The following is a 24166-nucleotide window of genomic DNA, read 5'->3' on the forward strand; positions in this document are numbered from 1 at the left end:
ATGGCGTGAAACCCTTTGCATGGAGACACACCACATGAATGCATCCGCCCGTGGCGCTGCAGCCTCGGCTGCCGCGACCCCCTCAGCCCCCGTTTCGCCATCCGAGCGCATCGAAGCCCGGCGTCTGCGCGCCATCCTGGTCGGCTCGGCCGGCAACCTGGTCGAGTGGTACGACTTCTACACCTACGCCGCTTTCTCGCTGTACTTTGCCAACTCTTTCTTTCCGGCCCAGGATGCGACCGCGCAGATGATGTCCACCGCCGGCATTTTTGCCCTGGGCTTTTTCATCCGGCCGCTGGGCGGCCTGCTGTTCGGCCGCATCGCCGACCGCCGTGGCCGCAAGACCGCGCTGATGGGTTCGGTGCTGCTGATGTGTCTGGGCTCGCTGATCATTGCCTGCGCTCCCACCTATGCGGTGGTGGGCGCCTGGGCGCCCGTGCTGCTGTTGCTGGCGCGGCTGCTGCAAGGCCTCAGCCTGGGGGGTGAATATGGCTCCAGCGCGACCTACCTGTCCGAGATGGCCACCTCCAGGCACCGGGGCTTTTACGCCAGCTTTCAGTACGTGACCCTGATCGGCGGGCAGTTGACGGCACTGCTGGTGTTGCTGGTGTTGCAGCACCTGTTGCTGAGCGATGCCCAACTGCGCGACTGGGGCTGGCGGATTCCGTTTCTGATCGGTGCCGGCCTGGCCGTGTTGGCCCTGCGCATGCGCAAGGACTTGCACGAAACCGCCTCGTTCGAGGCCAGCCGCAGCCAGGCCAAGCCCCTGAGCGGCCTGCGCCAGTTGGCCCAGCACCCGCGTGAAGTGTTGCTGGTGATCGGCCTGACCATGGGTGGTACCCTGGCGTTCTACGTTTACACCACTTACATGCAGAAGTTTCTGCGTCTGTCCGTGGGCTTGACAGACAGCCAGACCACCGCCGTCTCGGCCGCGTCGCTGGTGTTTGCCATGCTGCTGCAGCCGATCTACGGCGCGCTGTCCGACCGCGTGGGCCGGCGCCCCTTGCTGGTGGGTTTTGCCTTGCTGGGCACGATCTTCACCGTGCCGCTGCTGACCGCCATCCGCCATGCCCAGGGCCCTTGGGAGGCCTTTGGCTTGATCGCCTGCGCCTGGCTGATCGTGTCGGGCTACACCTCGATCAATGCGGTGGTGAAGGCCGAGCTGTTCCCGGCCGCCATCCGAGCCACCGGGGTGGGCGTGCCGTATGCGCTGGCGGTGTCGGTGTTTGGCGGCACGGCCGAGTACGTGGCGCTGTGGTTCAAGCAGGCGGGGCTGGAAAGCGGCTTTTACTGGTACGCCACCGTCGTGATCGCGTGCACCTTGATCGTGTGCTGGTGCATGCGCGATACGCGCAGCACCTCCAGAATCGACGCTGAAAATCCGGCTTGACTCACCAGGCGTGCAGCGCCGGGTCCGGAAAGCTGCCGTCCTTGACCGCACGCACATAGGCCTGCAGGGCGGCCTGCACGCTGCCGGCGCCGTCCATGAAGTTGCGCACGAACTTCGGGTTCTTGCCCAGGTTGATGCCCAGCATGTCGTGCATCACCAGCACCTGGCCCGCGGTGTCGGGCCCGGCACCGATGCCGATGGTGGCGCAGCGCGTCAGTTCGCGGGTCAGCTCGCCGGCCAGGGTGGCCGGCACCATCTCCAGCACCAGCATGCTGGCGCCGGCGGCCTCCAGGGCCAGGGCCTGTTCCTTCAGCAGGGCAGCGCTGTCGCCACGGCCTTGCACCCGGTAGCCGCCCAGGGCATGCACGGTCTGCGGTGTCAGGCCCAGGTGGGCGCACACGGGGATGCCGCGCTCCACCATGAAGCGCACCGTCTCGGTGGTCCAGCCGCCGCCTTCGAGCTTGACCATGTGGGCGCCGGCCTGCAGCAGGGCCACGGCGCTTTCCAGCGCCTGCTCGCGGCTGCTCTGGTAGCTGCCAAAAGGCAGGTCGCCGATGATCCAGGCCGTGCCCTGCACGCGGCGCAGGCCGCGCGCCACGCTTTCGGTGTGGTAGCACAGGGTGTCCAGGCTCACGCCCACGGTGCTGGGCAGGCCCTGGCAGACCATGCCCAGCGAATCACCCACCAGCAGGCACTCCACCCCGGCCGCATCGGCCATGGCGGCAAAGGTGGCGTCGTAAGCCGTGAGCATGGTGATTTTTTCACCCCGGGCGTGCAGCTCGGCCAGGCGCGGCAGGCTCAGCGGCTTGCGGGTGGCCACCGGCGAGGCCGGGGGCAGGGTGCCGTAGGGCGAACTGAGGGGCGTGTCGGTGGCGGTCATGGGGGTCTCCGGGTGCCTGTGGGGTCTCAGACCGCGCCGGGCAGCACAGTGGGCTGCGCCACGGGGTCGGTCTGGGGGTGATCGGTGCTGTAGTGCAGGCCGCGGCTTTCGCGGCGCTGGCGGGCCGAACGCACCATCAGTGCGGCCACGTCACACAGGTTGCGCAGTTCCAGCAAAGCACGGCTGGGGTGTCCCAGGTGCCACAGGCGTGCGCTGGCGGTCTGCAACGGGGCCAGGGCCTGGTCGGCGGCCTGCAGGCTGGCGTCGCTGCGCACAATGCCGACCTGGGCCGACATCAGCTGGCGCAGTTGCTGGCGCAGGGCGGCCGCATCGGCGTCCAGAGCAGGCTCGGGTGGCGGGTTGGCCAGGTCGGGCGGTGCGCTGGGGCGGCTGGCAGGCAGGGGCTCGGCCAGCACCTGGTCGGCCGCCGCGCGCGCAAACACCAGGCATTCGAGCAGCGAGTTGCTGGCCAGCCGGTTGGCGCCATGCAGGCCGGTGCAGGCCACTTCGCCAATCGCCAGCAGGCCCGGCAGATCGGTGCCCCCGGCCAGATCGGTCAACACACCGCCGCAGGTGTAGTGGGCGGCGGGCACCACCGGGATCGGCTGGCGCGTGATGTCGATGCCCAGGGCCAGGCAGCGTGCTGCAATGTTGGGAAAGTGCGCCTGCAAAAAGGCCGGGCTCTGGTGCGAGATGTCCAACTCGACACAGGGCAGCCCGTGGCGTTTCATCTCGGCGTCGATGGCCCGCGCCACCACGTCGCGTGGGGCCAGTTCGGCACGGCTGTCGTACTCGGGCATGAAGCGCTCGCCGCCGACCGTGGCCGGGCGTTTGAGCAGGCCGCCTTCGCCGCGCACCGCCTCGCTGATCAGAAAGCCCTGGGCTTCGGGGTGGCACAGGCTGGTCGGGTGGAATTGCACAAACTCCAGGTTGGCCACACGGCAACCGGCACGCCAGGCGGCGGCCATGCCATCGCCGGTGGAGGTGTCGGGGTTGGTGGTGTGGGCGAACACCTGGCCGGCGCCGCCGCTGGCCAGCACGGTGTGCGGGGCCAGCAGGGTGCGCCGCAGGCCGTGCGTCGTGTCCAGCAGGGTCACGCCCAGGCAGCGGCGTGCGGCCCCATCGGCGTTGGGTGGGGCCAGCACCAGATCGATCAGGCTGTGCCCCTCCAGCACCGTGATGCCCGGGGTGCGGCGCACCACGTCCATCAGGGTGCGCTGCACGGCGGCACCGGTGGCATCGGCCACGTGGGCGATGCGGCGGGCACTGTGCCCGCCTTCCCGGGTCAGGTGCAGGGCGCCCTGCTCCTGGGTGAAGGGCACGCCCTGGGCCTGCAGCCAGGCCATGGCGGCAGGCGCACCCTCGACCACGAAGCGCGTGGCGGCCTCGTCGCACAGGCCGGCCCCGGCCACCAGGGTGTCGCGCACATGGTCGTCAAAGCTGTCGTCGGCGGCCAGCACGGCGGCAATGCCGCCCTGGGCCAGGCCACTGGCCCCGGCGTCCAGGGTGGCCTTGCTGATCACCGCCACACGGCGGGTGGGGGCCAGCAGCAGGGCGGCGCAAAGGCCGGCCAGGCCGCTGCCGACGATGAGGGTGTCGAATTCGGTCACGGTGGAGGGGGGATGAAGGATGGGGCATGGCCCCGGGGCGTTCAGGCCGGGGTGTAGGCCAGGCGCACGTAGATCGGGGCAAAGGCCTCGGCCTGGGTGATCTCGATCAGGGTCTCCTTGGCCAGTTCGAGCAGGGCGATGAAGGTGACCACCAGCACGGTGCTGCCTTTTTCGGGTTCGAACAGGTCTTCGAACTCGACAAAGCGGCGGCCCTGCAGGGCCCGCAACACCTTGCTCATGTACTCGCGCACGCTGAGTTCTTCGCGGGTGATGCGGTGGTGTTGCACCAGGCGCGCGCGTTTGAGGATGTCGCGCCAGGCCTCCTGAAGATCGACCACGTGCACATCGGGAAAGCGCGGTTGCAGGCTTTGCTCGATGTAGACCTGGGCCCGCATGAAGTCGCGGCCGAACTGGGGCAGGGCATTGAGCTTGGCGCCGGCCAGCTTCATCTGCTCGTACTCGAGCAGGCGGCGCACCAGCTCGGCACGCGGGTCTTCGGGCTCCTGCCCTTCGGGCGCCGGCTTGGGCGGCAGCAGCATGCGCGACTTGATCTCGATCAGCATGGCCGCCATCAGCAGGTATTCGGCCGCCAGTTCGAGGTTGCGGGTGCGGATCTCGTCCACATACACCAGGTACTGGCGCGTCACCGCGGCCATCGGGATGTCGAGGATGTTGAAGTTCTGCTTGCGGATCAGGTACAGCAGCAGGTCCAGCGGGCCTTCAAAGGCCTCCAGAAAGACCTCCAGTGCATCGGGCGGGATGTACAGGTCGGTCGGCATGGCGAACAGCGGTTCGCCATACAGGCGGGCCACCGCCACGTGATCGACCACGCTAGGCATCGCCGATCCCTCGGTGGCACCGTCAGGGGCAGGCGGGAGCAGCGCCGTGTCGGCGCCTGGGCTGGGCTTCATGGGTGGGGGTGGGGCAGGCGCGCGCCGGGGGGTGGGCCGGTGGGGGGCGCCGGGCCTGGGCCTCAGTGGCCGTTTTGGTAGACGTAGGGCTTTTGCGGCACGCGGGCCTGCTTGAAGCCGGCCTGGCTTTCGCGGTCTTGCTCGCGGTCCCACAGCAGGCCGCGGCCCGCTTGTTGCTGGGCGTCCAGTTCGGGCTTGGCGGCCTTGAGCTGTTCGATGAACTGGGTGGCGTCAGAGGTGTAGTGAGGGCGGGCGAAGATCGACATGTTGCAAGTCCTTTGGGCGCGATTTTACCGGCCCCGGGGCCCGGCTCGTTCAAAGCCCTGGCGAGGGGCCGTTTTGCGCCTGGGCCTCGGCCTGGGCGGCCGCCAGTTCGGCGCTCAGCCCCGAGCGTCGGGCCAGGTCGTGCGGCTGGGGTTGCAGCCCTTCCAGGTGCAGCGTGCCGCCATGCTGGCGCACCACCCGGTGCAACTGGCGCAGGGCATCGACCCCTGTGGAATCCAGGGCGATCAGCTGACGCGCTTCGAGCACCACGCGGGTGCCGGGCGGGGCCTGCTCCACCGCGCTGACCAGCCGGTCGATGCGGTCTACCGCCCCGAAGAACAGCGCGCCATACAGCTGAAAGCGCAACTCCGGCCCCTGGACGGGCACCGGCGCCACGCTGAACAGCGAACTCATGCGCCGGATGAACAGCGCGCAGGCCAGCAGCAGCCCGAATTCAATGGCCACCGTGAGGTCGAACACCACCGTGAGCACAAAGGTGCCCAGCATCACCAGCCGGTAATGGCCGGAGTAGTGCTTGAGATCGGCGAATTCGTGCCATTCGCCCATGTTCCAGGCGACAAACAGCAGGATGCCGGCCAGCACAGGCAGCGGAATCAGCAGCGCCAGCGGCGCCGCCAGCAGCACGATCAGTGCCAGCGTGGCGGCATGCACCAGCCCCGAGACCGGTGAGCTGGCGCCCGAGCGGATGTTGGTCACGGTGCGGGCGATGGTGCCTGTGGCCGGCATGCCGCCGAACAGGGGGGTGACGAAGTTGGCCACGCCCTGGGCCATCAGCTCCTGGTTGGGGTCGTGGCGCGGGGTGTTGCTGATCTGATCGGCCACCCGGGCGCACAGCAGTGACTCGACCGCCCCCAGCAGGGCAATGGTGAGCGTGGGATTGAGCAGGTGCTTGGCGGTTTCCCAGCTGAAATCGGGCAGGGCCAGCTCGGGCAGGCCGGCCGGGATGCTGCCGAAGCGGCTGCCGATGGTCTCGACCTGCAGGCCCAGCACCCAGGCCAGCAGGGTGAGTGTGACCAGGGCCACCACCGGGCCGGGCAAGCGCGAGGTCACGCGCAGTGCGCGGCGCATGCCAGGGATGTCGTCAAGGGTGGCCTGGAATCGGTGCTTGCGCCCCCACAGCCAGGGCCAGGCGAACAGACCCACCACACAGCACAGGCCCAGACCGAAGGCGGCCGGATTGAACGTGCCCCGATGCAGCCACAGGGTTTGCAGTTGTGAAAAGAAATCGGCGGGCATGCGCGGCACCTGCAAGCCCAGCCAGTCTTTCATCTGCGACAGTGCGATCAGCACGGCAATGCCGTTGGTGAAGCCCACCACGATGGTCACCGGCACATAACGCACCAGGGTGCCCAGGCGCAGCAGCCCCATCAGGAACAGCAGCACCCCGGCCAGACTGGTGGAAATCAGCAGGTTGGCCAGGCCGTGGCGTTCGATGATGCCGTACACCACCACGATGAAAGCGCCCGCCGGCCCGCCGATCTGAACGTTGGAGCCCCCCAGCAGCGAGATCAGAAAGCCCGCGATGATGGCGGTCCACAGCCCGGCCTCCGGTTTCATGCCCGAGGCAATCGCGAAGGCCATGGCCAGCGGCAGGGCCACGATGCCCACCGTGAGCCCGGCGCCGGCATCGCGCCAGAAGCGGACGCGGCTGTAATCGCGGCAGGCATCGAGCAGGCGGGGGTGAAAACGGGCAAGGGGTTGAGGCAGGTGCATTGAGGCGGATTCTGGGCCTCGTCGGCGTCGGCGTCCACTTCACCCAGATCGGGGATGTCCCTGTACTTGCAAAATTGTTACATTGTGTATATGAGAACGTTCATCGCATTCTGCGCGGTGCAGATCGGTGCCTGCGTCGTCCGGCGCTGGCCGGGCTGGATGCTGGGCCTGAGCCTGGGCCTGCTGATGGCTTGGCCCCTGCAGGCCCAGACACCGCCGCCGGCCCAGGCCGGACCCTGGAACGGCCTGACCCCGCCCGCCTGGCGCCTGGTCGACCCTGGCGGGGTGCAGACACCGGCCCGTGTGACGAGCCGGTTCGCCGCTGCGGAGGGGGCCGTCGCCCATCCCGGCGAGCGCGCCGCGTTGGGCCCGGCAAGCGCGCACTGGCTCGCCATTGATCTGCCGGCTGTCCAGGCGCCGCGCGAGGTGGTGCTGGAGGTTCCGATGACCGATGTGCAGCGCCTGGTCTTTCATGCGCCGCTGGCGGACGAGCGGTGGTTCACGGCCGAGGCGGGTGCCTTGCTGCCGGTGGCCCGCTGGCCTCTGGCCCACCTGTCCCCCGCCTTTGCCTGGACAGTTCAGCCCGGGCAGAGCCGGGTCTACCTGAGCCTGGAGGGGCGACGACCCGCCGAGTTGGCCTGGCGGCTGTGGGACCGTGCGTCCTTCGAGCGATATGCCCAGACCTGGCACCTGCTATGGGGCGCCGCCTTGGGCGGCATGCTGTTGCTGGTGTTGCTGTCGTTGGTTCAGGCCCAGCAATACCGGAATGCCCTGCCCTTGTATTTTGCGGGCGCTTGCCTGGCGCTGGCCGTGGCTGCCGTGGCTCACGGTGGCCTGGGGGCTGAGTACCTCTGGCCCGAAAGAGGGGGCTGGAGCGATCGGGTGTTCGAGGCCTGCCAGTCGCTGGCCCAGGGCTTTGGCCTGTTGTTCATCAGCGGCGTGGCGCGCAGCGCGCTCGCCCCGCGCTGGCGCAGTGCCGGCCTGGTGCTCGGGCTGCTGGGGCCGGTGTTGAGCGTGATGGCCCTGTCGGGTGTGGCCCTGGGCTGGGTGGCCGCAGGCTATGCCGCCCTGGTGTGGCTGGCAGGTGCCGCCATCGCATGGTGCGCCTTGCGGCGCGAGGGCGGTCTGGGCGCCTTGCTGCTGGGGGGCTGGCTGTTGCTCGGGCCTTGGCAATGGGTGGGGGCGATGCGCGGCACGAGCTGGGTCTTGCCCTGGGAGTCGCTGTTGCTGCGCTGGGCGCCCGCGGGGCTGGCTTTGGCACTGGGCCTGCTGGCCCTGGCGCTGGCCTGGCGTTGCCGCCAGCAGCACGATCACGGGGTGCAGCGCCAGGCGCTCAAGCGGATTGACTCCTTGACCGGCCTGTCGAGCGAGCACGTGGTGCTGGAGCGACTGGACCACCTGATTCTTCGCCAGCATCGGCAGCACCGGCTGGGGGCGGTCATGCGAATCCGCATCGCCAATCTGCAGGCGATCTTCCGCGAGGCTGGCGTGCCGGCCCTGGATGCCGCCACCCTGCAGGCCAGCAATTGCATCTCTCAGGTGGTGCGGCGCAGCGGCGACACGCTGGCCCGCCTGGGCAACGGTGATTTCGTGCTGCTGATGGAGGGCGACTTCAAACCCCAAGGGGTGCTGGACCTGGCGCAGATCATCATTGCACGCGGCCTGGCGCAACCGGGCCGCCTGCCCGGCGGGGCCACCTTGCGCTTGCAGGTGACCTGCACGGCGGGGTTTTTTCCGGGCTGCGATGCCCAGGCCCTGTTGCAACGTCTGGGTGGGCTGCTGGACGCCATGAACGCCACCGCCAGTGGGCGCGCCCTGCAACTGTTGCAGCCGGGGCAAGACCCGGCGGTGGAGACCGGGCGAGTGGGCACCGCCCCCGCGCCCCTGAGCTGGAGCGACCAGCTCACCACCTCGCCGCGCTGACGACGCCTCGGCGGCGCCTGGGGCTTCAGCGCACCCGCATGCCTGGCGTGGCGCCCGGCCAGGGGTTGAGCACGTAGATGCCCGGCTGGGCCTTTTCATCGCCATGGCTGGCGGCCAGCACCATGCCTTCGCTGAGGCCGAACTTCATCTTGCGCGGGGCCAGGTTGGCCACCATGACCGTGTGCTTGCCGATCAGGTCTTCGGGCTTGTAGGCGCTGGCGATGCCGCTGAAGACATTGCGGTGCTTGCCCTCACCCACGTCCAGCGTCAGGCGCAGCAGCTTGGTCGAGCCTTCCACCGGTTCGCAGTTCACGATCAGTGCGATGCGCAGGTCGATCTTGGCGAAATCGTCGATGCCGATGGTGGGGGCCAGTTCCTCGCCGCCGGGCAGGGCGGCTTCGGGCTCGGGGGCCGCGGGCGGCTCGAACAGGGCATCGAGCTGCTTCACGTCGACGCGTTGCATCAGGTGCTTGTACTCCTGGATGCGGTGGCCCGCGCCCAGCAGGCTGCGGGCGCTGTCAAAGGTAAAGGGCCCCACCTGCAGAAAGGCCTCGACCTGGGTGGCCAGTGCCGGCAGCACGGGCTTGAGCAGGATGCTCAGCAGGCGGAACGCCTCGATGCAGGCGCTGCATACGTCCTGCAGGCGGGCTTCCATGCCTTCTTGCTTGGCCAGTTCCCAGGGCTTGTTCTGGTCCACGTACTCGTTCACGCGGTCAGCCAGCAGCATGATCTCGCGCAGGGCCTTGCCGTAGTCGCGTTCGGCCAGCAGTTCGGCCACACCGGGGGCGGCGTCCTGCAGGTGCGACAGCAAGGCGTCGCCGTCGGCCGACACCGCGGCCAGCTGGCCGCCAAAACGCTTGTGGATGAAGCCTGCTGCGCGTGACGCGATGTTGACGAACTTGCCGATCAGGTCAGAGTTGACCCGCGCCATGAAGTCGTCGGGGTTGAAGTCGATGTCTTCGTTGCGGGCGCTGAGCTTGGCCGCCAGGTAGTAGCGCAGCCACTCGGGGTTCATGCCCAGGCTCAGGTACTTGAGCGGGTCCAGGCCGGTGCCGCGGCTCTTGCTCATCTTCTCGCCGTTGTTCACGGTCAGAAAGCCGTGCACAAACACCGAGTCCGGCGTCTTGCGGCCGCTGAACTTCAGCATGGCAGGCCAGAACAGGGTGTGGAAGGTGACGATGTCCTTGCCGATGAAGTGGAACTGCTCCAGCGCCGGATCGGCCATGGTGGCCTCGTAGTCTTCGCCGCGCTTTTCGAGCAGGTTCTTCAGCGAAGCCAGGTAGCCCACCGGGGCGTCCAGCCACACATAAAAGTATTTGCCGGGCGCGCCGGGGATCTCGATGCCGAAGTAGGGTGCATCGCGGCTGATGTCCCAGTCGCCCAGGCCTTCGCTGGTGCTGCCGTCGGGGTTGGTGCGCACGGTGAACCATTCTTTCACCTTGTTGGCCACCTCGGGCTGCAGTCGCCCATCCTGGGTCCACTCTTCGAGAAAGGCCACGCAGCGCGGGTCGGACAGCTTGAAGAAGAAATGCTCCGAGCTCTTCAGCACCGGCTTGGCCCCCGACAGCGCCGAAAAGGGCGAGATCAGGTCGGTGGGGGCGTACACCGCGCCGCACACCTCGCAGTTGTCGCCGTACTGGTCCTTGGCGTGGCACTTGGGGCACTCGCCCTTGATGAAGCGATCCGGCAGGAACATGTTCTTCTCGGGGTCGAAGAACTGCTCGATCACCCGGGTCTCGATCAGGCCAGCGGCCTTCAGATCCAAGTAAATCTGTTGCGCCAACTGGTGGTTTTCGGGGGCATCGGTGCTGTGCCAGTTGTCGAAGGCGATGTGAAAGCCGTCCAGGTAGGGCTTGCGGCCGGCCGCGATGTCGGCCACGAACTGCTGCGGCGTCTTGCCGGCCTTCTCGGCCGCGATCATGATCGGCGCGCCATGGGTGTCGTCGGCCCCCACAAAGTTCACCTGGTGGCCCAGCATGCGCTGCACCCGAACCCAGATGTCGGCCTGGATGTATTCCATGATGTGGCCGATGTGGAAATTGCCGTTGGCGTAGGGCAGGGCGGTGGTAACAAAGAGCTTGCGTTGGGCGGGCATGGTGTTCTTCGGTTTCGGGCGAATCCGTGATTTTAGAAGCGGATGACGCCTCGGGGCTGATCCGCACGCTCTGGCCAGGGAACCCCTGGCCGCCGCAGGGCTGCAGCGATGCTGGCTAAACTAGCCGGTTTCGCATTCCGTCCCTTTAAAAGAGCCCCTCATGCCCACGATCGAAGCCCTTCTGCAGGCCCTGCAAACCGTTGTTGATCCCCACACCGGCCAGGATTTCGTCTCCACCAAGGCCCTGAAGAACCTCAAGGTCGAGGGTGGCAAGGTGTCCTTCGACATCGAACTGGGGTATCCGGCACGCACCTTCATCCCCACCCTGACCGCCTCCTTGGACGCGGCCGCCCGCCACGTGGCCGGCGTCACCGAGGTGCAGGCCCAGGTGCGCAGCAAGGTGGTGGCCCATGCGGTGCAGCGCGGCGTGCCGCTGCTGCCCGAGGTGCGCAACATCATCGCCGTGGCCTCGGGCAAGGGCGGTGTGGGCAAGAGCACCACCGCGGCCAACCTGGCGCTGGCGCTGGCCGCCGAAGGCGCCCGCGTGGGCTTGCTGGATGCCGACATCTACGGTCCCAGCCAGCCCATGATGATGGGCATCGAGGGCCGCCCCGCCAGCACCGACGGCAAGACCATGGAGCCCATGCTCAAGCACGGTGTGCAGGTGATGTCGATCGGTTTCCTGGTGGCACAGGACGAAGCCATGATCTGGCGCGGCCCCATGGCCACCCAGGCCCTGGAGCAACTGCTGCGCCAGACCAACTGGAAAGACCTGGATTACCTGATCGTCGACATGCCCCCGGGCACGGGCGACATCCAGCTCACCCTGTCGCAGCGCGTGCCCATGACCGGCGCCGTGGTGGTGACCACGCCGCAGGACATCGCCCTGCTGGATGCCCGCAAGGGCATCAAGATGTTCGAGAAGGTGGGCGTGCCCATTCTGGGCATCGTCGAGAACATGGCGGTGCATGTGTGCAGCAACTGCGGCCACATCGAGCACATCTTCGGCGCCGATGGTGGCCAGCGCATGGCCGCCGACTACAAGATGGACTACCTGGGCGGCCTGCCGCTGGACATCAACATCCGGCTGCAGGCCGACAGTGGCAACCCCACCGTGGTGGCGGCCCCCGACAGCGAAGTGGCCGGCCTGTACAAGACCCTGGCCCGCAAGGTGGCGCTCAAGGTGGCTCAGCAGGCCAAGGATTTCTCGTCCAAGTTCCCGACCATCACCGTCAGCCAGGGCACCTGAAGCCGGTCCTTTCTCGACTTATCCCATGAACATCCTGGCCTCGCTGCGCTACCTGGTGTCGTTGAGCGAGCACCAGCATTTCGGGCGGGCCGCGCAGGCCTGCCACATCACCCAGCCGGCGCTGTCGAATGCGCTGCGGGCCCTGGAGGCCGAGTTTGGCGTGGTCATCGTCAAGCGGGCGCGCCAGTATGCGGGCTTCACCCCCGAGGGTGAACGCGTGCTGGTGACGGCGCAGCGCATGTTGCGTGAGCACGAACTGTTGCAGCAGGACCTGGCCAGCGAGGCCGACCAGCCGCGCGGGCGCCTGCGCATCGGCGCCGTGCCCACGGCCATCCCCATCGTGGCGCGCTTTGCGGCCTGGCTGCAGGCACGCCACCCCGGCATCCGGCCGGCGGTGCTGTCGCTGTCTTCGCCCGAAATTGAAAACGGCCTCGACGCCCTGACCCTGGACCTGGGCCTGGGCTACACCGACCGCCTGGGTCGTCAGTCGGGGGTGCGGGTGTTGCCGCAGTACAGCGAGCAGTATTTTCTGGTGCGTCGGGCCCTGGAGCCTGCGGTGGCCGGCAGCGTCGGCATGCGCCGCGGTGAGCCCCTGCGCTGGGTCGAGGCGGCGGCCCAGCCCATGTGCCTGCTCACGCCCGAGATGCACAACCGCAGCATCGTGGACAGCGCCTTTGCCCTGGCCGGTGCCGAGGTCACGCCGGTGATCGAGACCAACTCCATCCTCACCCTGTCGCTCAGCGTGGTGGCGGGCGAGGTCTGCAGCGTGCTGCCCGGTGCGCTGGTCGGCGCGGCCCTGGGCTATGCCGAGCTGCAGGCCCACCCCTTGGTCAGCCCCGAGGTGCACACCCCCATCGGCTTCATGCTGACCCAGGCCGAGCGCCCCTCGCGCGCCCTGGCCGCCGCCCAGGCCCTGGCGCAAGACCCCGACTGGCTGGCCCATGCCGCGGCCCACAGTGGAGCGCTGCGGGCTTGAGGGGTGGGGCCTTGTCGGCCGGATCTAGCGCCAACTTAACCGCCAAAATTGACCTCAATTTCGTCTTTCGACATCTCTTAAGACGTTGATTCGATGGGTTTTTTTGAGGGCTATCCCATTTTTTCAACCGCCAAATCAAGCGCCAAACGAGGCGCGAATTCGATCCCCAATAACACCCTCATGGGGGTGTTCGGCCACGCAGTCGCAAGGCCATAGACTCTCGGCGGCCTTGATTCAATCTTTGAATCAAGTCATGTCCCGATTCAATTTGACCGCACCGCCCCCCTGCCCAGACACTGCGGCCCGGCACAACGCCAGGCCATGACCTGAGCGGCGCCGGGGCGGAAAACAAACAATCCTTTCCTCCTTACCACAACAACGGAGACAGACACATGGCAGGTTTTCTTGACAAGGAACGCATCATTGCCGGGCCCGGCTTCAACCGGTGGCTGGTGCCGCCGGCGGCGCTCGCGATCCACCTTTGCATCGGCATGGCCTATGGCTTTTCGGTGTTCTGGCTCCCGCTGTCCAAGGCTTTGGGCATCAAGGAGAGTGTGAAATGCGGCCCCGAGGTGGGCTTTTTCGCCGAGATGTTCACCACCAGTTGCGACTGGAAGATATCCACCCTGGGCTGGATGTACACCCTGTTCTTCGTCTTTCTGGGCTGCTCGGCCGCCCTGTGGGGGGGCTGGCTGGAACGTGCCGGCCCGCGCAAGGCCGGCGTGGTGTCGGCCCTGTGCTGGTGCGGCGGCATGCTGTTCTCGGCCCTGGGCATCCACCTGCACCAGTTCTGGATGATGCTGCTCGGCTCGGGCGTGATCGGGGGCATCGGGCTGGGCCTGGGCTACATCTCGCCCGTGTCCACGCTGATCAAGTGGTTCCCGGATCGGCGCGGCATGGCCACCGGCATGGCCATCATGGGCTTTGGCGGCGGTGCCATGATCGGCTCGCCGCTGGCGGCCGACCTGATGAAGGTGTTTGCCAGCCCCGAAAGCGTGGGCGTGATGCCCACCTTCATCGTGATGGCGCTGGTCTATTTCGTCTTCATGATGGCGGGTGCCCTGGGCTACCGCGTGCCCGCCACCGGTTGGCAGCCCGAGGGCTGGACGCCGCCGGCCATCCATGCCTCCAACACCATGATCACGCAGCGCCATGTGCACGTGAAGAACGCCTTCAAGATTCCGCAGTTCTGGCTGGTGTGGATGGTGCTGTGCATGAACGTGAGCGCCGGCATCGGTGTGATCGGCATGGCCTCGCCCATGCTGCAAGAGGTGTTTGGCGGCTCGCTGATCGGTGTGGCGGCCAAGTACGGTGAGCTCGACAAGACCCAACTGGCCGCGATTGCCGGTGTGGCGGCCGGCTTCACCGCGCTGCTCAGCCTGTTCAACATCGGGGGCCGTTTCTTCTGGGCCAGCCTGTCCGACAAGCTGGGTCGCAAGATGACCTATGTGGTGTTTTTCGTGCTCGGCGGCGTGCTGTACTTTGGCGTGCCGGGCAGCGCCGCGGCGGGCAGCACGGTGCTGTTCGTGGGGGCTTTCTGCATCATCCTGAGCATGTACGGCGGCGGCTTTGCCACCGTGCCGGCCTACCTGGCCGACCTGTTCGGCACCCAGTTTGTCGGCGCCATCCATGGCCGGCTGCTGACGGCCTGGGCCACGGCGGGCATTCTGGGCCCGGTGGTGGTGAACTACATGCGCGAGTACCAACTGGGCTTGGGCATGGCTCGCGAACAGGTCTACAACCAGACCATGTACATCCTGGTCGGCATGCTGGTGATCGGCCTGATCTGCAACCTGCTGGTCCGCCCCGTGGCCGACAAGTGGTTCATGAGCGATGCCGAACTGGCCGAAGAAAAGCGGCTGGCGCACGAGAAAGCCGTGTCGGCCAACAACACCGGCACCTCCAGCGGTCGCCCCGACAGCGTGAGCCCCGCCGTGGTGGCCCTGGCCTGGGCGGCCGTGGGCATCCCGCTGGCCTGGGGTGTTTACCGCACCCTGCTGAGCGTGCTCAAGCTGTTCGGCTGATCCCCACGCGTTTCAAACAAGACACCCAGAGAACCCCATGAGCACCCCCCACGCCTCAGCCCCCGTGGCCCCCGTGGCCCCCGCGGACCTTGCCGCCCTGCAAGCCGTGCAGCAGGCCCTGGCCGAACTGTCCCATCTGCCGGGCGCCCTGTTGCCCATCCTGCATGCGGTGCAGGACCGGCTGGGCTATGTGCCCGAAGCCGGTGTGCCCCTGGTGGCCCAGGCCCTCAACCTGTCCCGGGCCGAGGTGCACGGGGTGCTCAGCTACTACCACCATTTCCGCACCAGCCCACCGGGGCGCCATGTGGTGCAGGTGTGCCGGGCCGAGGCCTGCCAGTCGCGCGGCGCCGAAGCCCTGTGGGCCCACGCCTGCAGCCGCCTGGGCTGCGCCGACAGCGAGCATGGCGCCACCAACGCCGATGCCAGCGTGACGCTGTTGCCCGTCTACTGCCTGGGGCTGTGCGCCTCGTCCCCCGCCATCGTGGTGGACGAGCAGGTGCATGCCCGGGTCAGTCTGCAGCGATTCGACCGCCTGGTGGCGCCCTTGCAAACCCAGGAGGCCTGAACCATGAGCACCAAGATCCGTGTTTTCGTGCCGCGTGATTCTGCCGCCCTGGCCGTGGGGGCCGACGAAGTGGCCCAGGCTCTGCAAGCCGCGGCCGGCGACGCCATCGAGCTGGTGCGCAATGGCTCGCGCGGCCTGTTCTGGCTGGAGCCGCTGGTGGAGGTCCAGACCGCCGCCGGCCGCGTGGCCTATGGTCCGGTGAGTCCCGAAGACGTGCCCGGTCTGCTGGCCGCTGGCCTGTTGCAGGGGGCGGAGCACGCGCTGCGCCAGGGCATCACCGAGCAGATCCCCTACCTGGCGCTGCAGGAGCGCCTCACCTTCCGCCGCATGGGGGTGACCGATCCGCTGAGCCTGGCCGACTATGAGGCCCATGAGGGTTGGGTCGGCCTGCGCCGAGCGCTGTCGCTGGATGGCGCCGGCATCATCCACGAGGTCACCCACTCGGGCCTGCGCGGGCGCGGCGGGGCGGCTTTCCCGGCCGGCATCAAATGGAAGACCGTGGCCCATGCCCAGGCGGCGCAGAAGTACATCGTCTGCAATGCCGACGAAGGCGACTCGGGCACCTATTCGGACCGCATGACCATGGAGGGCGATCCCTACATGCTGATCGAGGGCATGACGATCGCGGCCCTGGCCGTGGGCGCGACCCAGGGCTACATCTATGTGCGCTCCGAGTACCCGCACGCGGTGGCCACGCTGAACGAGGCACTGGCCCGGGCCAAGGCCGCCGGCTTCATCGGGGACTCGGTGCTGGGCAGCGGCCATGCTTTCCACCTGCATGTGCGCATGGGCGCCGGCGCCTACGTCTGCGGCGAGGAGACCGCCCTGCTCGAAAGCCTGGAGGGCCGGCGCGGCATCGTGCGCGCCAAGCCACCGTTGCCGGCCTTGAAGGGCCTGTTCGGCCAGCCCACGGTGATCAACAACGTGATCACCTTTGCCTCGGCGCCCATCATCCTGGCGCGCGGCGCCCCCTTTTACCGCGACTACGGCGTGGGCCGATCGCACGGCACGCTGCCTTTCCAGCTCGCCGGCAACATCCGGCACGGAGGCCTGGTCGAGAAGGCCTTTGGCCTGACCCTGCGCGAGCTGGTCTACGGCTTTGGCGGCGGCACCGCCTCGGGTCGGTCCATCAAGGCCATCCAGGTCGGCGGCCCGTTGGGCGCCTATGTGCCTGAAGACAAGTGGGATGTGCCGCTGGACTACGAAGCCTATGCCGCCTTTGGCGGCGTGGTGGGCCACGGCGGCATCGTGGTGCACGACGACACGGCCAACCTGGCCCGCCTGGCCCGCTACGCCATGGACTTCTGTGCCCTCGAATCGTGTGGCAAGTGCACGCCCTGCCGCATCGGTTCGACCCGGGGCGTCGAGGTGATCGACCGCATCACCGCCGGTGGGCCGCAACAGCCCCAGCAGGTGAAGCTGCTGCGCGACCTGTGCGACACCATGCTGCATGGCTCGCTGTGCGCCATGGGGGGCATGACCCCGTACCCGGTGCTGTCGGCCCTCAACCATTACCCGCAGGACTTCGGACTCACCGTGCCCAACGTGCCCGCCACCCAAGCTACCCAAGCCGTCTGAGGAGTTCAACATGCTGGCTCATCTGAAAGAAACCGACCACGGCACCCCGCTGCGGGCGTCCGACAACGCCGTCTCGCTGGAGATCGACGGTGTGCAGGTGACGGTGCCCGAGGGCACTTCCTTGATGCGTGCCGCGGTGGATGCCGGGGTGCGCGTGCCCAAGCTCTGCGCCACCGACAGCCTGGAGCCCTTTGGCTCGTGCCGGCTGTGCCTGGTCGAGGTGGAGGGCCGCAAGGGCTTTCCGGCCTCGTGCACCACCCCGGCCGAGGCCGGCATGAAGGTGCGCACGCAGAGTCCGCGCCTGCAGGAGCTGCGCAAGGGCGTGATGGAGCTGTACATCTCCGACCACCCGCTGGACTGCCTGACTTGCTCGGCCAATGGCAATTGCGAGCTGCAGGACATGGCCGGTGTCACCGGCCTGCGCGAGGTGCGCTACGGGCTCGATGGGGCCAACCACTTCCGGGGCGACTGCAAGCCCGCGGTGGACGACTCCAATCCCTACTTCAGCTACGACGCCAGCAAGTGCATCGTCTGCAACCGCTGTGTGCGGGCCTGCGAAGAGACCCAGGGCACGTTTGCGCTGACCATCCAGGGCCGAGGCTTCGAGTCACGCGTCTCGCCGGGCCAGGGGCAGTCGTTCATGGAGTCCGATTGCGTGAGCTGCGGCGCCTGTGTCGAGGCCTGCCCCACCGCCACGCTGCAGGAGAAATCCATCATCCAGCTCGGCCAGCCCGAGCACAGCACCATCACCACCTGCGCCTACTGTGGCGTGGGCTGCGCCTTCAAGGCCGAGATGAAGGGCAACGAGGTGGTGCGCATGGTGCCCTGGAAGGACGGCCAGGCCAACGAAGGTCATGCCTGTGTCAAGGGTCGCTTTGCCTGGGGCTATGCCACCCACCAGGACCGCATCACCACGCCCATGATCCGCAAGAGCATCGACGACCCCTGGCGCGAGGTCAGCTGGGAAGAGGCCATCGGCTACGCGGCCAGCGAGTTCCGTCGCATCCAGGCCGAGCATGGTCGCGACTCGATCGGCGGCATCACCTCTTCGCGTTGCACCAACGAAGAGACCTACCTGGTGCAGAAGCTGATCCGGGCGGCCTTCGGCAACAACAACGTGGACACCTGCGCCCGGGTCTGCCATTCGCCCACCGGCTATGGCTTGGGCCAGACCTATGGCACCTCGGCCGGCACCCAGACCTTCAAGTCGGTCGAGAAGGCCGACGTGATCCTGGTGATCGGTGCCAACCCCACCGATGCCCACCCGGTGTTCGGCTCGCGCATGAAAAAGCGCCTGCGCGAAGGCGCCCAGTTGATCGTGATCGACCCGCGCCGCATCGACCTGGTGAAGTCGCCGCACATCCGTGCTGCCCACCACCTGCAACTGCGCCCCGGCACCAATGTGGCCGTGATCAGCGCCATGGCCCACGTGATCGTCACCGAAGGCCTGCTGGACGAGGCCTACATCGCCGAGCGCTGCGACGACAAGTCCTTCCGCGAGTGGCGTGAGTTCGTGGCCCGGCCCGACAACTCGCCCGAGGCCATGGAAGCCGTGAGCGGCGTGCCGGCGGCCGAGCTGCGCGCCGCGGCCCGCCTGTATGCCACCGGCAACAGCGCAGGCCGCAAGACCGAGCGCCAGGTCAACGCCGCCATCTACTATGGCCTGGGCGTGACCGAGCATGCCCAGGGCTCCACCATGGTGATGGGGATTGCCAACCTGGCCATGGCCACCGGCAACGTGGGCCGTGAAGGGGTGGGCGTGAACCCGCTGCGCGGACAGAACAATGTGCAGGGCAGCTGCGACATGGGCAGCTTTCCGCATGAGCTGCCTGGCTACCGCCACATCAGCGACAGCACCACCCGCGGCCTGTTCGAATCGGCCTGGGGTGTGACGCTGAACCCCGAGCCGGGCCTGCGCATCCCCAACATGTTCGAGGCCGCCCAGCAAGGCAGCTTTCTGGGCCTGTACTGCGAGGGCGAGGACATCGTCCAGAGCGACCCCAACACCCAGCATGTGATCGATTCGCTCAAGGCCATGCAGTGCGTGGTGGTGCAGGACCTCTTCCTCAACGAGACCGCCCAGTACGCGCATGTGTTTTTGCCGGGCTCGTCCTTCCTCGAAAAGGACGGCACCTTCACCAATGCCGAGCGCCGCATCTCGCGGGTGCGCAAGGTGATGCCACCCAAGGCCGGCTACGCCGACTGGGAGGTGACCCAGATGCTGGCCAACGCCCTGGGCTACCCCATGAACTATTCGCATCCCGAAGAGATCATGAGCGAGATCGCGGCGCTCACGCCCAGCTTTGCCGGCGTCAGCTACGCCAAGATTGAGCGCCTGGGCAGCGTGCAGTGGCCCTGCAACGACAGCACCGACGAAGCCGGTACGGCCATCATGCACGTGGACCGCTTCGTGCGCGGCAAGGGCCGCTTCATCATCACCCAGTACGTGCCCACCGACGAAAAGGTGACCCGCAAGTACCCGCTGCTGCTGACCACCGGGCGCATCCTGTCGCAGTACAACGTGGGGGCCCAGACCCGACGCACCGCCAACAGCCAGTGGCACGCAGAGGACCGGCTTGAGATCCATCCGCACGACGCCGAGGAGCGCGGCATCCGCCAGGACGACTGGGTGGGCATCCAGAGCCGCGCGGGCGAAACCGTGCTGCGCGCCACCCTCACCGAGCGCGTGGCGCCGGGCGTGGTCTACACCACCTTCCACTTCCCCGAGTCGGGCGCCAACGTGATCACCACCGACAGCAGCGACTGGGCCACCAACTGCCCCGAGTACAAGGTGACGGCGGTGAACGTGATGCCGGTGCCCCAGGCCGCAGGGCAGGGTGCCGACCGGGCCGATCACCAGTCCGAGCCTCAGTCGGCGTGGCAGCGCAGCTATGCTCAGTTCCATGAAACCCAGCTCGAACTGCTGCATGCCGCCAGCCAGGGCGAATGAGCCCGCCCCGGCCCCACCGTCTTCGCCGACCGCCATGAAACCTGACGACCAGCCCCGCCAACCCGAAGGCTGCGCCCCGGTGCCGGTGCGTCGCTGGCGCGACGGCCAATGGCATGAGGTGTCGGACCTGGTGGCCCGTGAACGCCCGGTGGCCCTGGAGTACAACGGCCTGTCCCATGCCGTGATGCTGGCCACCCCCGATGACCTGGCCGACTTTGCGCTGGGTTTCTCGCTCACCGAGGGGCTGATCGAGCGGGCCGAGCAGCTCTATGGCCTCGACGTGGACGACAGCCCGGCCGGCATCACCCTGCGCATCGAGGTCGCCTCGGCTTGTTTTGTGCGCTTCAAGGACCAGCGCCGCAGCCTGGCCGGGCGCACTGGCTGCGGGCTGTGCGGCGCTGAAAACCTGAGCCAGGCCGTGCGCCAGGTGGCGCCGGTGCTGGCTGAGCACCGTTTCAGTCCGCAGGCCCTGAGCCAGGGCATGAGCCGGCTGCGCGCCCGCCAGCCCCTGCTGGGGGCGACCGGGGCCACCCATGCGGCCGGCTGGTGCGATGCCTCGGGCCAACTGCACCTGGTGCGCGAGGATGTGGGCCGCCACAACGCCCTCGACAAGCTGATCGGTGCGCTGATGCAACGCGGCCAGCCGCTGCAGGCCGGGACCGGCTTCATCGTGGTCACCAGCCGCGCCAGCCACGAGATGGCCCAGAAGGCCGCTGCCGTCGGTGTGCCGCTGCTGGCCGCCGTGTCCGGGGTGACCGAGCTGGCGGTGCACACCGCCGAGTCGGCCCGCCTGTGCCTGCTGGGCTTTGCCCGCGGCGATGATTTTTCCGTTTACAGCCACGCCTGGCGCGTGGACCCAGAGGCCTGAGCCATGAGCAGCAATCCGCACACCCAGAACCTGATCGTGATGGCCAATCGCATCGGCCAGTTCTTCGAGTCCATGCCCGACCGTGCCGAAGCCCTGGCGGGCGCCGCCGACCACATCCGCAAGTTCTGGGAGCCGCGCATGCGGGCGGAATTTTTGCAGCAACTCGATGCCGAGGCCGGCCAGTCCTTGCGCCCCTTCATGCGCGAGGCCGTCATGGCCCACCGTGCGCGCCTCAGCGAGGCCTTGCCGCCCGCGCGCTGACGGCCTGTTGATCGCCATTCGGCGGCGTGATTTGACCGTTGGGGGCATTCGCCGGCCTGGGCCGGCCCGTCGCCGCTGCCGTGGCGTTTTTAATCAGCGACCCCCGCCCCGGCCCGGCACCGTGCCTGCCGGGTGAGCCGGGGCGCCAGGCTGTCCACCGCCATGACCCCACATCGACCCCCGCCCCACGGGGCACCTCACGTCGCCACCCGTGCGGGCACCCCATCCGCTGGCCTCCAGCGCTCGCTGCAGGCGCGCCACCTCAGCATGATCGCCATCGGCGGCTCCATCGGCACCGGCCTGTTCGTGGCCTCGGGTGCCATGGTGTCACGGGCCGGCCCCGGTGGGGCCCTGCTGGCCTACGTGCTGATCGGGGCCATGGTGTATTTCCTCATGACCAGCCTGGCCGAGCTGGCGGCCTACATGCCGGTGGCGGGCTCGTTTTCCACCTACGGATCGCTGTACGTCGATCCCGGCTTCGGCTTCGCCCTGGGCTGGAACTACTGGTACAACTGGGCGGTCACGGTGGCGGTCGAACTGGTGGCGGCGCAGCTGGTCATGCAGTATTGGTTCCCGACCGTGCCGGGGGTGTGGTGGAGCGCCTTGTTCCTGCTGGTGGTGTTCGCATTCAACGTGATCTCGGTGCGAGGGTTTGGCGAGGCCGAGTTCTGGTTCGCGCTGATCAAGGTGTTGACCGTGCTGTGCTTTGTGGTGCTGGGCCTGTTGATGATCCTGGGCGTGTTCCGCGGCCAGCCCAGTCCGGGGCTGAGCCACCTCACCCACGGCGAGGCCCCGTTCGTGGGGGGCATGCCGGCGCTGCTGGGCGTGGTGATGATTGCGGGCTTCTCGTTCCAGGGCACCGAGCTGGTGGGGGTGGCCGCCGGTGAATCGGTCGACCCGGCACGCAACATCCCGCGCGCAGTGCGGCAGGTGTTCTGGCGCATCCTGTTGTTCTATGTGCTGGCGGTGGGTGTGATCGGTGTGCTGCTGCCCTACACCGACCCCAACCTCATCAAGACCGACCTGCGCGAGGTGGGCGTGAGCCCCTTCACCCTGGTGTTCGAGCGCGCTGGTCTGGCCCTGGCCGCCGGGGTGATGAACGCGGTGATCCTGACGGCGGTGCTGTCGGCCGGCAACTCCGGCCTGTACGCCTCCACCCGCATGCTCTACAACCTGGCCGTCGAGGGCCGGGCCCCGGCCGTCTTCAGTCGCCTGAGCCGCCAGGGCGTGCCGGTGCCGGCCCTGCTGGCCACCACGGCCATGGGGGCCCTGTGCTTTCTGAGTTCGCTGGGCGAGGGGCAGACGGTGTACCTGTGGCTGCTGAACCTGTCGGGCATGACGGGCTTCATCGCCTGGCTGGGCATCGCCGTCAGCCACTACCGCTTCCGGCGCGGCCTGATGGTGCAGGGCATCGACATCGCCGGCCTGCTGCCCTATCAGTCACCGTTTTTTCCGTGGGGGCCCTTCTTTGCCTTTGGCATGTGCCTGCTGGTGGTACTGGGGCAAAGCTTTGACGCCTTGCGCGGCAGCGGGCCCGTGCCCTGGGGCGATCTGATCGCCACCTACCTGGGCATTCCGGTGTTCGGGGCCATGTGGTGGGGCTGGCGCCTGGTGCATGGTTCGCGCCTGGTGCCTTATGCCGAGATGCATTTCCCGGGCGCGCTGGCGCACCGGCGCCGGCCTCAGTAGACGGCGCCGCTGCGGGGCAGAGAGGCCACGCCCGAGGCGTCGGGGCCTCCAGAAAATCGGCCGCGCGCCGGCGGCCGACGGGCTACCCCGCCGGCTGGAACCGCGGCTGCACGATGATCTTCACCGCCGACTCGTTGTTGTGGATCAGCGTGTCGAAACCCTGGGTCACCAGGTCCTCCAGCTGGATGCGCTGGGTGATGAAGGGCGCGAGCTTGATCTTGCCCTGCTCGACCAGTTGGATGGTGGCCTGGTGGTCGTTGCAGTAGGCGATGGTGCCGCGCACGTCCAGCTCCTTCATGACCACGCTGTGCACGTTGACCGTGGCCGGGTGGCTCCAGATGGACACGATCACCACCACGCCTGTGGCCTTCGTCACGGCCACCAGCGTGTCGAGCACCTGGTTGACGCTGGAGCATTCGAACGCCACGTCCACGCCCTTGCCGCCGGTGAGCCGCATCACCTCGGCCACCACATCCACTTCGGAGGGGTCGAGGATGTGGTCGGCCACGCCGGACTCCCGCGCCTTTTCCTTGCGTTTGGCGCTCAGTTCGGTGATGAAGACGGTCAGGCCCTTGGCCTTCAGGATGGCGGACAGCAGCAGACCGATGGGGCCGGCCCCGCCCACCAGCGCCACGTCGCCCGCCTTGGCGCCGCTGCGGGTGTAGGCATGGTGGCCCACGGACAGCGGCTCGATCAGCGCGGCCTGATCCAGTGGAATGGCCTTGGAGATCGGATGCACCCAGCGGCGCTTCACGGCAATCCGCTCGGACAGCCCGCCGCCGCGCCCGCCCAGGCCGATGAAGTTCATGTCCTTGGACAGGTGGTAGGGGTCGCCCGGCCCCGTGGGCACGTCGTCGGCCACGATGTAGGGCTCCACCACCACGTGCTGGCCGACCTCGATGTCGTCCACCCCCGCGCCCACGGCGTAGACCACGCCTGAGAACTCATGCCCCATGGTGATGGGCGCAGACTCCCCCGAGATGGGGTGCGGATGGCCGCAGGGCGGGATGAAGATCGGCCCCTCCATGAACTCATGCAGGTCGGTGCCGCAGATGCCGCACCAGGCCACGGCGATGCCCACGGTGCCGGGCTCCACCACGGGTTCGGGGATGTCTTCGATGCGGATGTCGCCACGGGCGTAGAAACGTGCTGCTTTCATGATTCAACTTTCTGGTCTGTAGGGCTGGGTCGTGGGGCGA

18 protein-coding genes are annotated in these 24166 nt (G+C 67.9%); 11 read left to right on the forward strand and 7 right to left on the reverse strand.

Annotated features, from left to right (window positions below; all coding sequences use genetic code 11):
* Positions 1-19 precede the first annotated feature (19 nt).
* A complete protein-coding gene (locus AC3WUT_RS17215; protein WP_492348297.1) occupies positions 20-1390 on the forward strand; it encodes an MFS transporter in 1371 nt (456 codons plus the stop codon).
* 1 nt (position 1391) lies between these two features.
* Here AC3WUT_RS17215 and panB read toward each other — a convergent pair whose 3' ends face one another.
* The 5 genes from panB to AC3WUT_RS17240 all read right to left on the reverse strand — a co-directional run bounded on the left by panB (position 1392) and on the right by AC3WUT_RS17240 (position 6789).
* Positions 1392-2270, reverse strand: a complete 879-nt coding sequence (gene panB / locus AC3WUT_RS17220) for a 3-methyl-2-oxobutanoate hydroxymethyltransferase (protein WP_492348298.1) — start codon at positions 2268-2270, stop codon at positions 1392-1394.
* Between the two features lie 26 nt (positions 2271-2296).
* The gene (nadB, locus tag AC3WUT_RS17225) at positions 2297-3880 is read right to left on the reverse strand and encodes an L-aspartate oxidase (RefSeq protein ID WP_492348299.1); all 1584 of its coding nucleotides are present in this window, start codon (positions 3878-3880) and stop codon (positions 2297-2299) included.
* Between the two features lie 41 nt (positions 3881-3921).
* Positions 3922-4791 carry a segregation and condensation protein A gene (locus AC3WUT_RS17230; protein ID WP_492348300.1) on the reverse strand — a complete coding sequence of 290 codons (870 nt, stop codon included), beginning with the start codon at positions 4789-4791 and terminating at the stop codon, positions 3922-3924.
* Positions 4792-4853: 62 nt separating this feature from the next.
* The gene (locus AC3WUT_RS17235; protein ID WP_492348301.1) at positions 4854-5057 is read right to left on the reverse strand and encodes a DUF3460 family protein; all 204 of its coding nucleotides are present in this window, start codon (positions 5055-5057) and stop codon (positions 4854-4856) included.
* Positions 5058-5106: 49 nt separating this feature from the next.
* Positions 5107-6789 (reverse strand): SulP family inorganic anion transporter, encoded by a 1683-nt coding sequence (locus tag AC3WUT_RS17240; RefSeq protein WP_492348302.1) that lies wholly within the window; start codon positions 6787-6789, stop codon positions 5107-5109.
* Positions 6790-6879: 90 nt separating this feature from the next.
* On the opposite strand from AC3WUT_RS17240, the gene AC3WUT_RS17245 reads away from it, so the two are divergent.
* Positions 6880-8712, forward strand: coding sequence for a 7TM-DISM domain-containing protein (locus AC3WUT_RS17245; protein ID WP_492348303.1), 1833 nt, complete (start codon positions 6880-6882; stop codon positions 8710-8712).
* Positions 8713-8737: 25 nt separating this feature from the next.
* On the opposite strand, the gene metG is transcribed toward AC3WUT_RS17245, so the two are convergent.
* The gene (gene metG, locus AC3WUT_RS17250; RefSeq protein WP_492348304.1) at positions 8738-10807 is read right to left on the reverse strand and encodes a methionine--tRNA ligase; all 2070 of its coding nucleotides are present in this window, start codon (positions 10805-10807) and stop codon (positions 8738-8740) included.
* Positions 10808-10967: 160 nt separating this feature from the next.
* Here metG and apbC point away from each other — a divergent pair, with 160 nt between their 5' ends.
* The 9 genes from apbC (at position 10968) to AC3WUT_RS17295 (ending at position 22967) form a co-directional block, all read left to right on the forward strand.
* Positions 10968-12056: an iron-sulfur cluster carrier protein ApbC gene (gene apbC, locus AC3WUT_RS17255; RefSeq protein WP_492348305.1), complete on the forward strand. Its 1089-nt coding sequence runs from the start codon at positions 10968-10970 to the stop codon at positions 12054-12056.
* Positions 12057-12081: 25 nt separating this feature from the next.
* Complete coding sequence (locus AC3WUT_RS17260) at positions 12082-13032, forward strand: LysR family transcriptional regulator (protein WP_492348306.1); 951 nt, start codon at positions 12082-12084, stop codon at positions 13030-13032.
* Between the two features lie 392 nt (positions 13033-13424).
* Positions 13425-15056, forward strand: a complete 1632-nt coding sequence (locus AC3WUT_RS17265; RefSeq protein ID WP_492348307.1) for an OFA family MFS transporter — start codon at positions 13425-13427, stop codon at positions 15054-15056.
* Between the two features lie 37 nt (positions 15057-15093).
* Positions 15094-15621: a formate dehydrogenase subunit gamma gene (locus tag AC3WUT_RS17270; protein ID WP_492348308.1), complete on the forward strand. Its 528-nt coding sequence runs from the start codon at positions 15094-15096 to the stop codon at positions 15619-15621.
* Between the two features lie 3 nt (positions 15622-15624).
* On the forward strand, positions 15625-17199 hold the full coding sequence (locus AC3WUT_RS17275) for a formate dehydrogenase beta subunit (RefSeq protein WP_492348309.1): 1575 nt from the start codon (positions 15625-15627) through the stop codon (positions 17197-17199).
* A gap of 10 nt (positions 17200-17209) precedes the next feature.
* On the forward strand, positions 17210-20149 hold the full coding sequence (fdhF, locus tag AC3WUT_RS17280) for a formate dehydrogenase subunit alpha (RefSeq protein WP_492348310.1): 2940 nt from the start codon (positions 17210-17212) through the stop codon (positions 20147-20149).
* Positions 20150-20183: 34 nt separating this feature from the next.
* Positions 20184-21017, forward strand: coding sequence for a formate dehydrogenase accessory sulfurtransferase FdhD (gene fdhD, locus AC3WUT_RS17285; RefSeq protein ID WP_492348311.1), 834 nt, complete (start codon positions 20184-20186; stop codon positions 21015-21017).
* Positions 21018-21020: 3 nt separating this feature from the next.
* Positions 21021-21278 (forward strand): formate dehydrogenase subunit delta, encoded by a 258-nt coding sequence (locus tag AC3WUT_RS17290; RefSeq protein ID WP_492348312.1) that lies wholly within the window; start codon positions 21021-21023, stop codon positions 21276-21278.
* A gap of 162 nt (positions 21279-21440) precedes the next feature.
* Entirely contained in the window at positions 21441-22967 is a 1527-nt protein-coding gene (locus AC3WUT_RS17295; RefSeq protein WP_492348313.1) for an amino acid permease, read from the forward strand.
* A gap of 82 nt (positions 22968-23049) precedes the next feature.
* Here AC3WUT_RS17295 and AC3WUT_RS17300 read toward each other — a convergent pair whose 3' ends face one another.
* On the reverse strand, positions 23050-24126 hold the full coding sequence (locus tag AC3WUT_RS17300) for a 2,3-butanediol dehydrogenase (protein WP_492348314.1): 1077 nt from the start codon (positions 24124-24126) through the stop codon (positions 23050-23052).
* Between the last annotated feature and the right edge of the window lie 40 nt (positions 24127-24166).

The sequence above is a fragment of the Curvibacter sp. EU05-FHT14A10 genome, from assembly GCF_058791075.1.

What these genes read in the sequence shown, in the direction of transcription:
- AC3WUT_RS17215 (WP_492348297.1), top strand. Translation starts at nt 20, where the DNA reads ATGGAGACACACCACATGAATGCATCCGCCCGTGGCGCTGCAGCCTCG.
- panB (WP_492348298.1), bottom strand. Translation starts at nt 2,270, where the DNA reads ATGACCGCCACCGACACGCCCCTCAGTTCGCCCTACGGCACCCTGCCC.
- AC3WUT_RS17230 (WP_492348300.1), bottom strand. Translation starts at nt 4,791, where the DNA reads ATGAAGCCCAGCCCAGGCGCCGACACGGCGCTGCTCCCGCCTGCCCCT.
- AC3WUT_RS17235 (WP_492348301.1), bottom strand. Translation starts at nt 5,057, where the DNA reads ATGTCGATCTTCGCCCGCCCTCACTACACCTCTGACGCCACCCAGTTC.
- AC3WUT_RS17240 (WP_492348302.1), bottom strand. Translation starts at nt 6,789, where the DNA reads ATGCACCTGCCTCAACCCCTTGCCCGTTTTCACCCCCGCCTGCTCGAT.
- AC3WUT_RS17245 (WP_492348303.1), top strand. Translation starts at nt 6,880, where the DNA reads ATGAGAACGTTCATCGCATTCTGCGCGGTGCAGATCGGTGCCTGCGTC.
- metG (WP_492348304.1), bottom strand. Translation starts at nt 10,807, where the DNA reads ATGCCCGCCCAACGCAAGCTCTTTGTTACCACCGCCCTGCCCTACGCC.
- apbC (WP_492348305.1), top strand. Translation starts at nt 10,968, where the DNA reads ATGCCCACGATCGAAGCCCTTCTGCAGGCCCTGCAAACCGTTGTTGAT.
- AC3WUT_RS17260 (WP_492348306.1), top strand. Translation starts at nt 12,082, where the DNA reads ATGAACATCCTGGCCTCGCTGCGCTACCTGGTGTCGTTGAGCGAGCAC.
- AC3WUT_RS17265 (WP_492348307.1), top strand. Translation starts at nt 13,425, where the DNA reads ATGGCAGGTTTTCTTGACAAGGAACGCATCATTGCCGGGCCCGGCTTC.
- AC3WUT_RS17270 (WP_492348308.1), top strand. Translation starts at nt 15,094, where the DNA reads ATGAGCACCCCCCACGCCTCAGCCCCCGTGGCCCCCGTGGCCCCCGCG.
- AC3WUT_RS17275 (WP_492348309.1), top strand. Translation starts at nt 15,625, where the DNA reads ATGAGCACCAAGATCCGTGTTTTCGTGCCGCGTGATTCTGCCGCCCTG.
- fdhF (WP_492348310.1), top strand. Translation starts at nt 17,210, where the DNA reads ATGCTGGCTCATCTGAAAGAAACCGACCACGGCACCCCGCTGCGGGCG.
- fdhD (WP_492348311.1), top strand. Translation starts at nt 20,184, where the DNA reads ATGAAACCTGACGACCAGCCCCGCCAACCCGAAGGCTGCGCCCCGGTG.
- AC3WUT_RS17290 (WP_492348312.1), top strand. Translation starts at nt 21,021, where the DNA reads ATGAGCAGCAATCCGCACACCCAGAACCTGATCGTGATGGCCAATCGC.
- AC3WUT_RS17295 (WP_492348313.1), top strand. Translation starts at nt 21,441, where the DNA reads ATGACCCCACATCGACCCCCGCCCCACGGGGCACCTCACGTCGCCACC.
- AC3WUT_RS17300 (WP_492348314.1), bottom strand. Translation starts at nt 24,126, where the DNA reads ATGAAAGCAGCACGTTTCTACGCCCGTGGCGACATCCGCATCGAAGAC.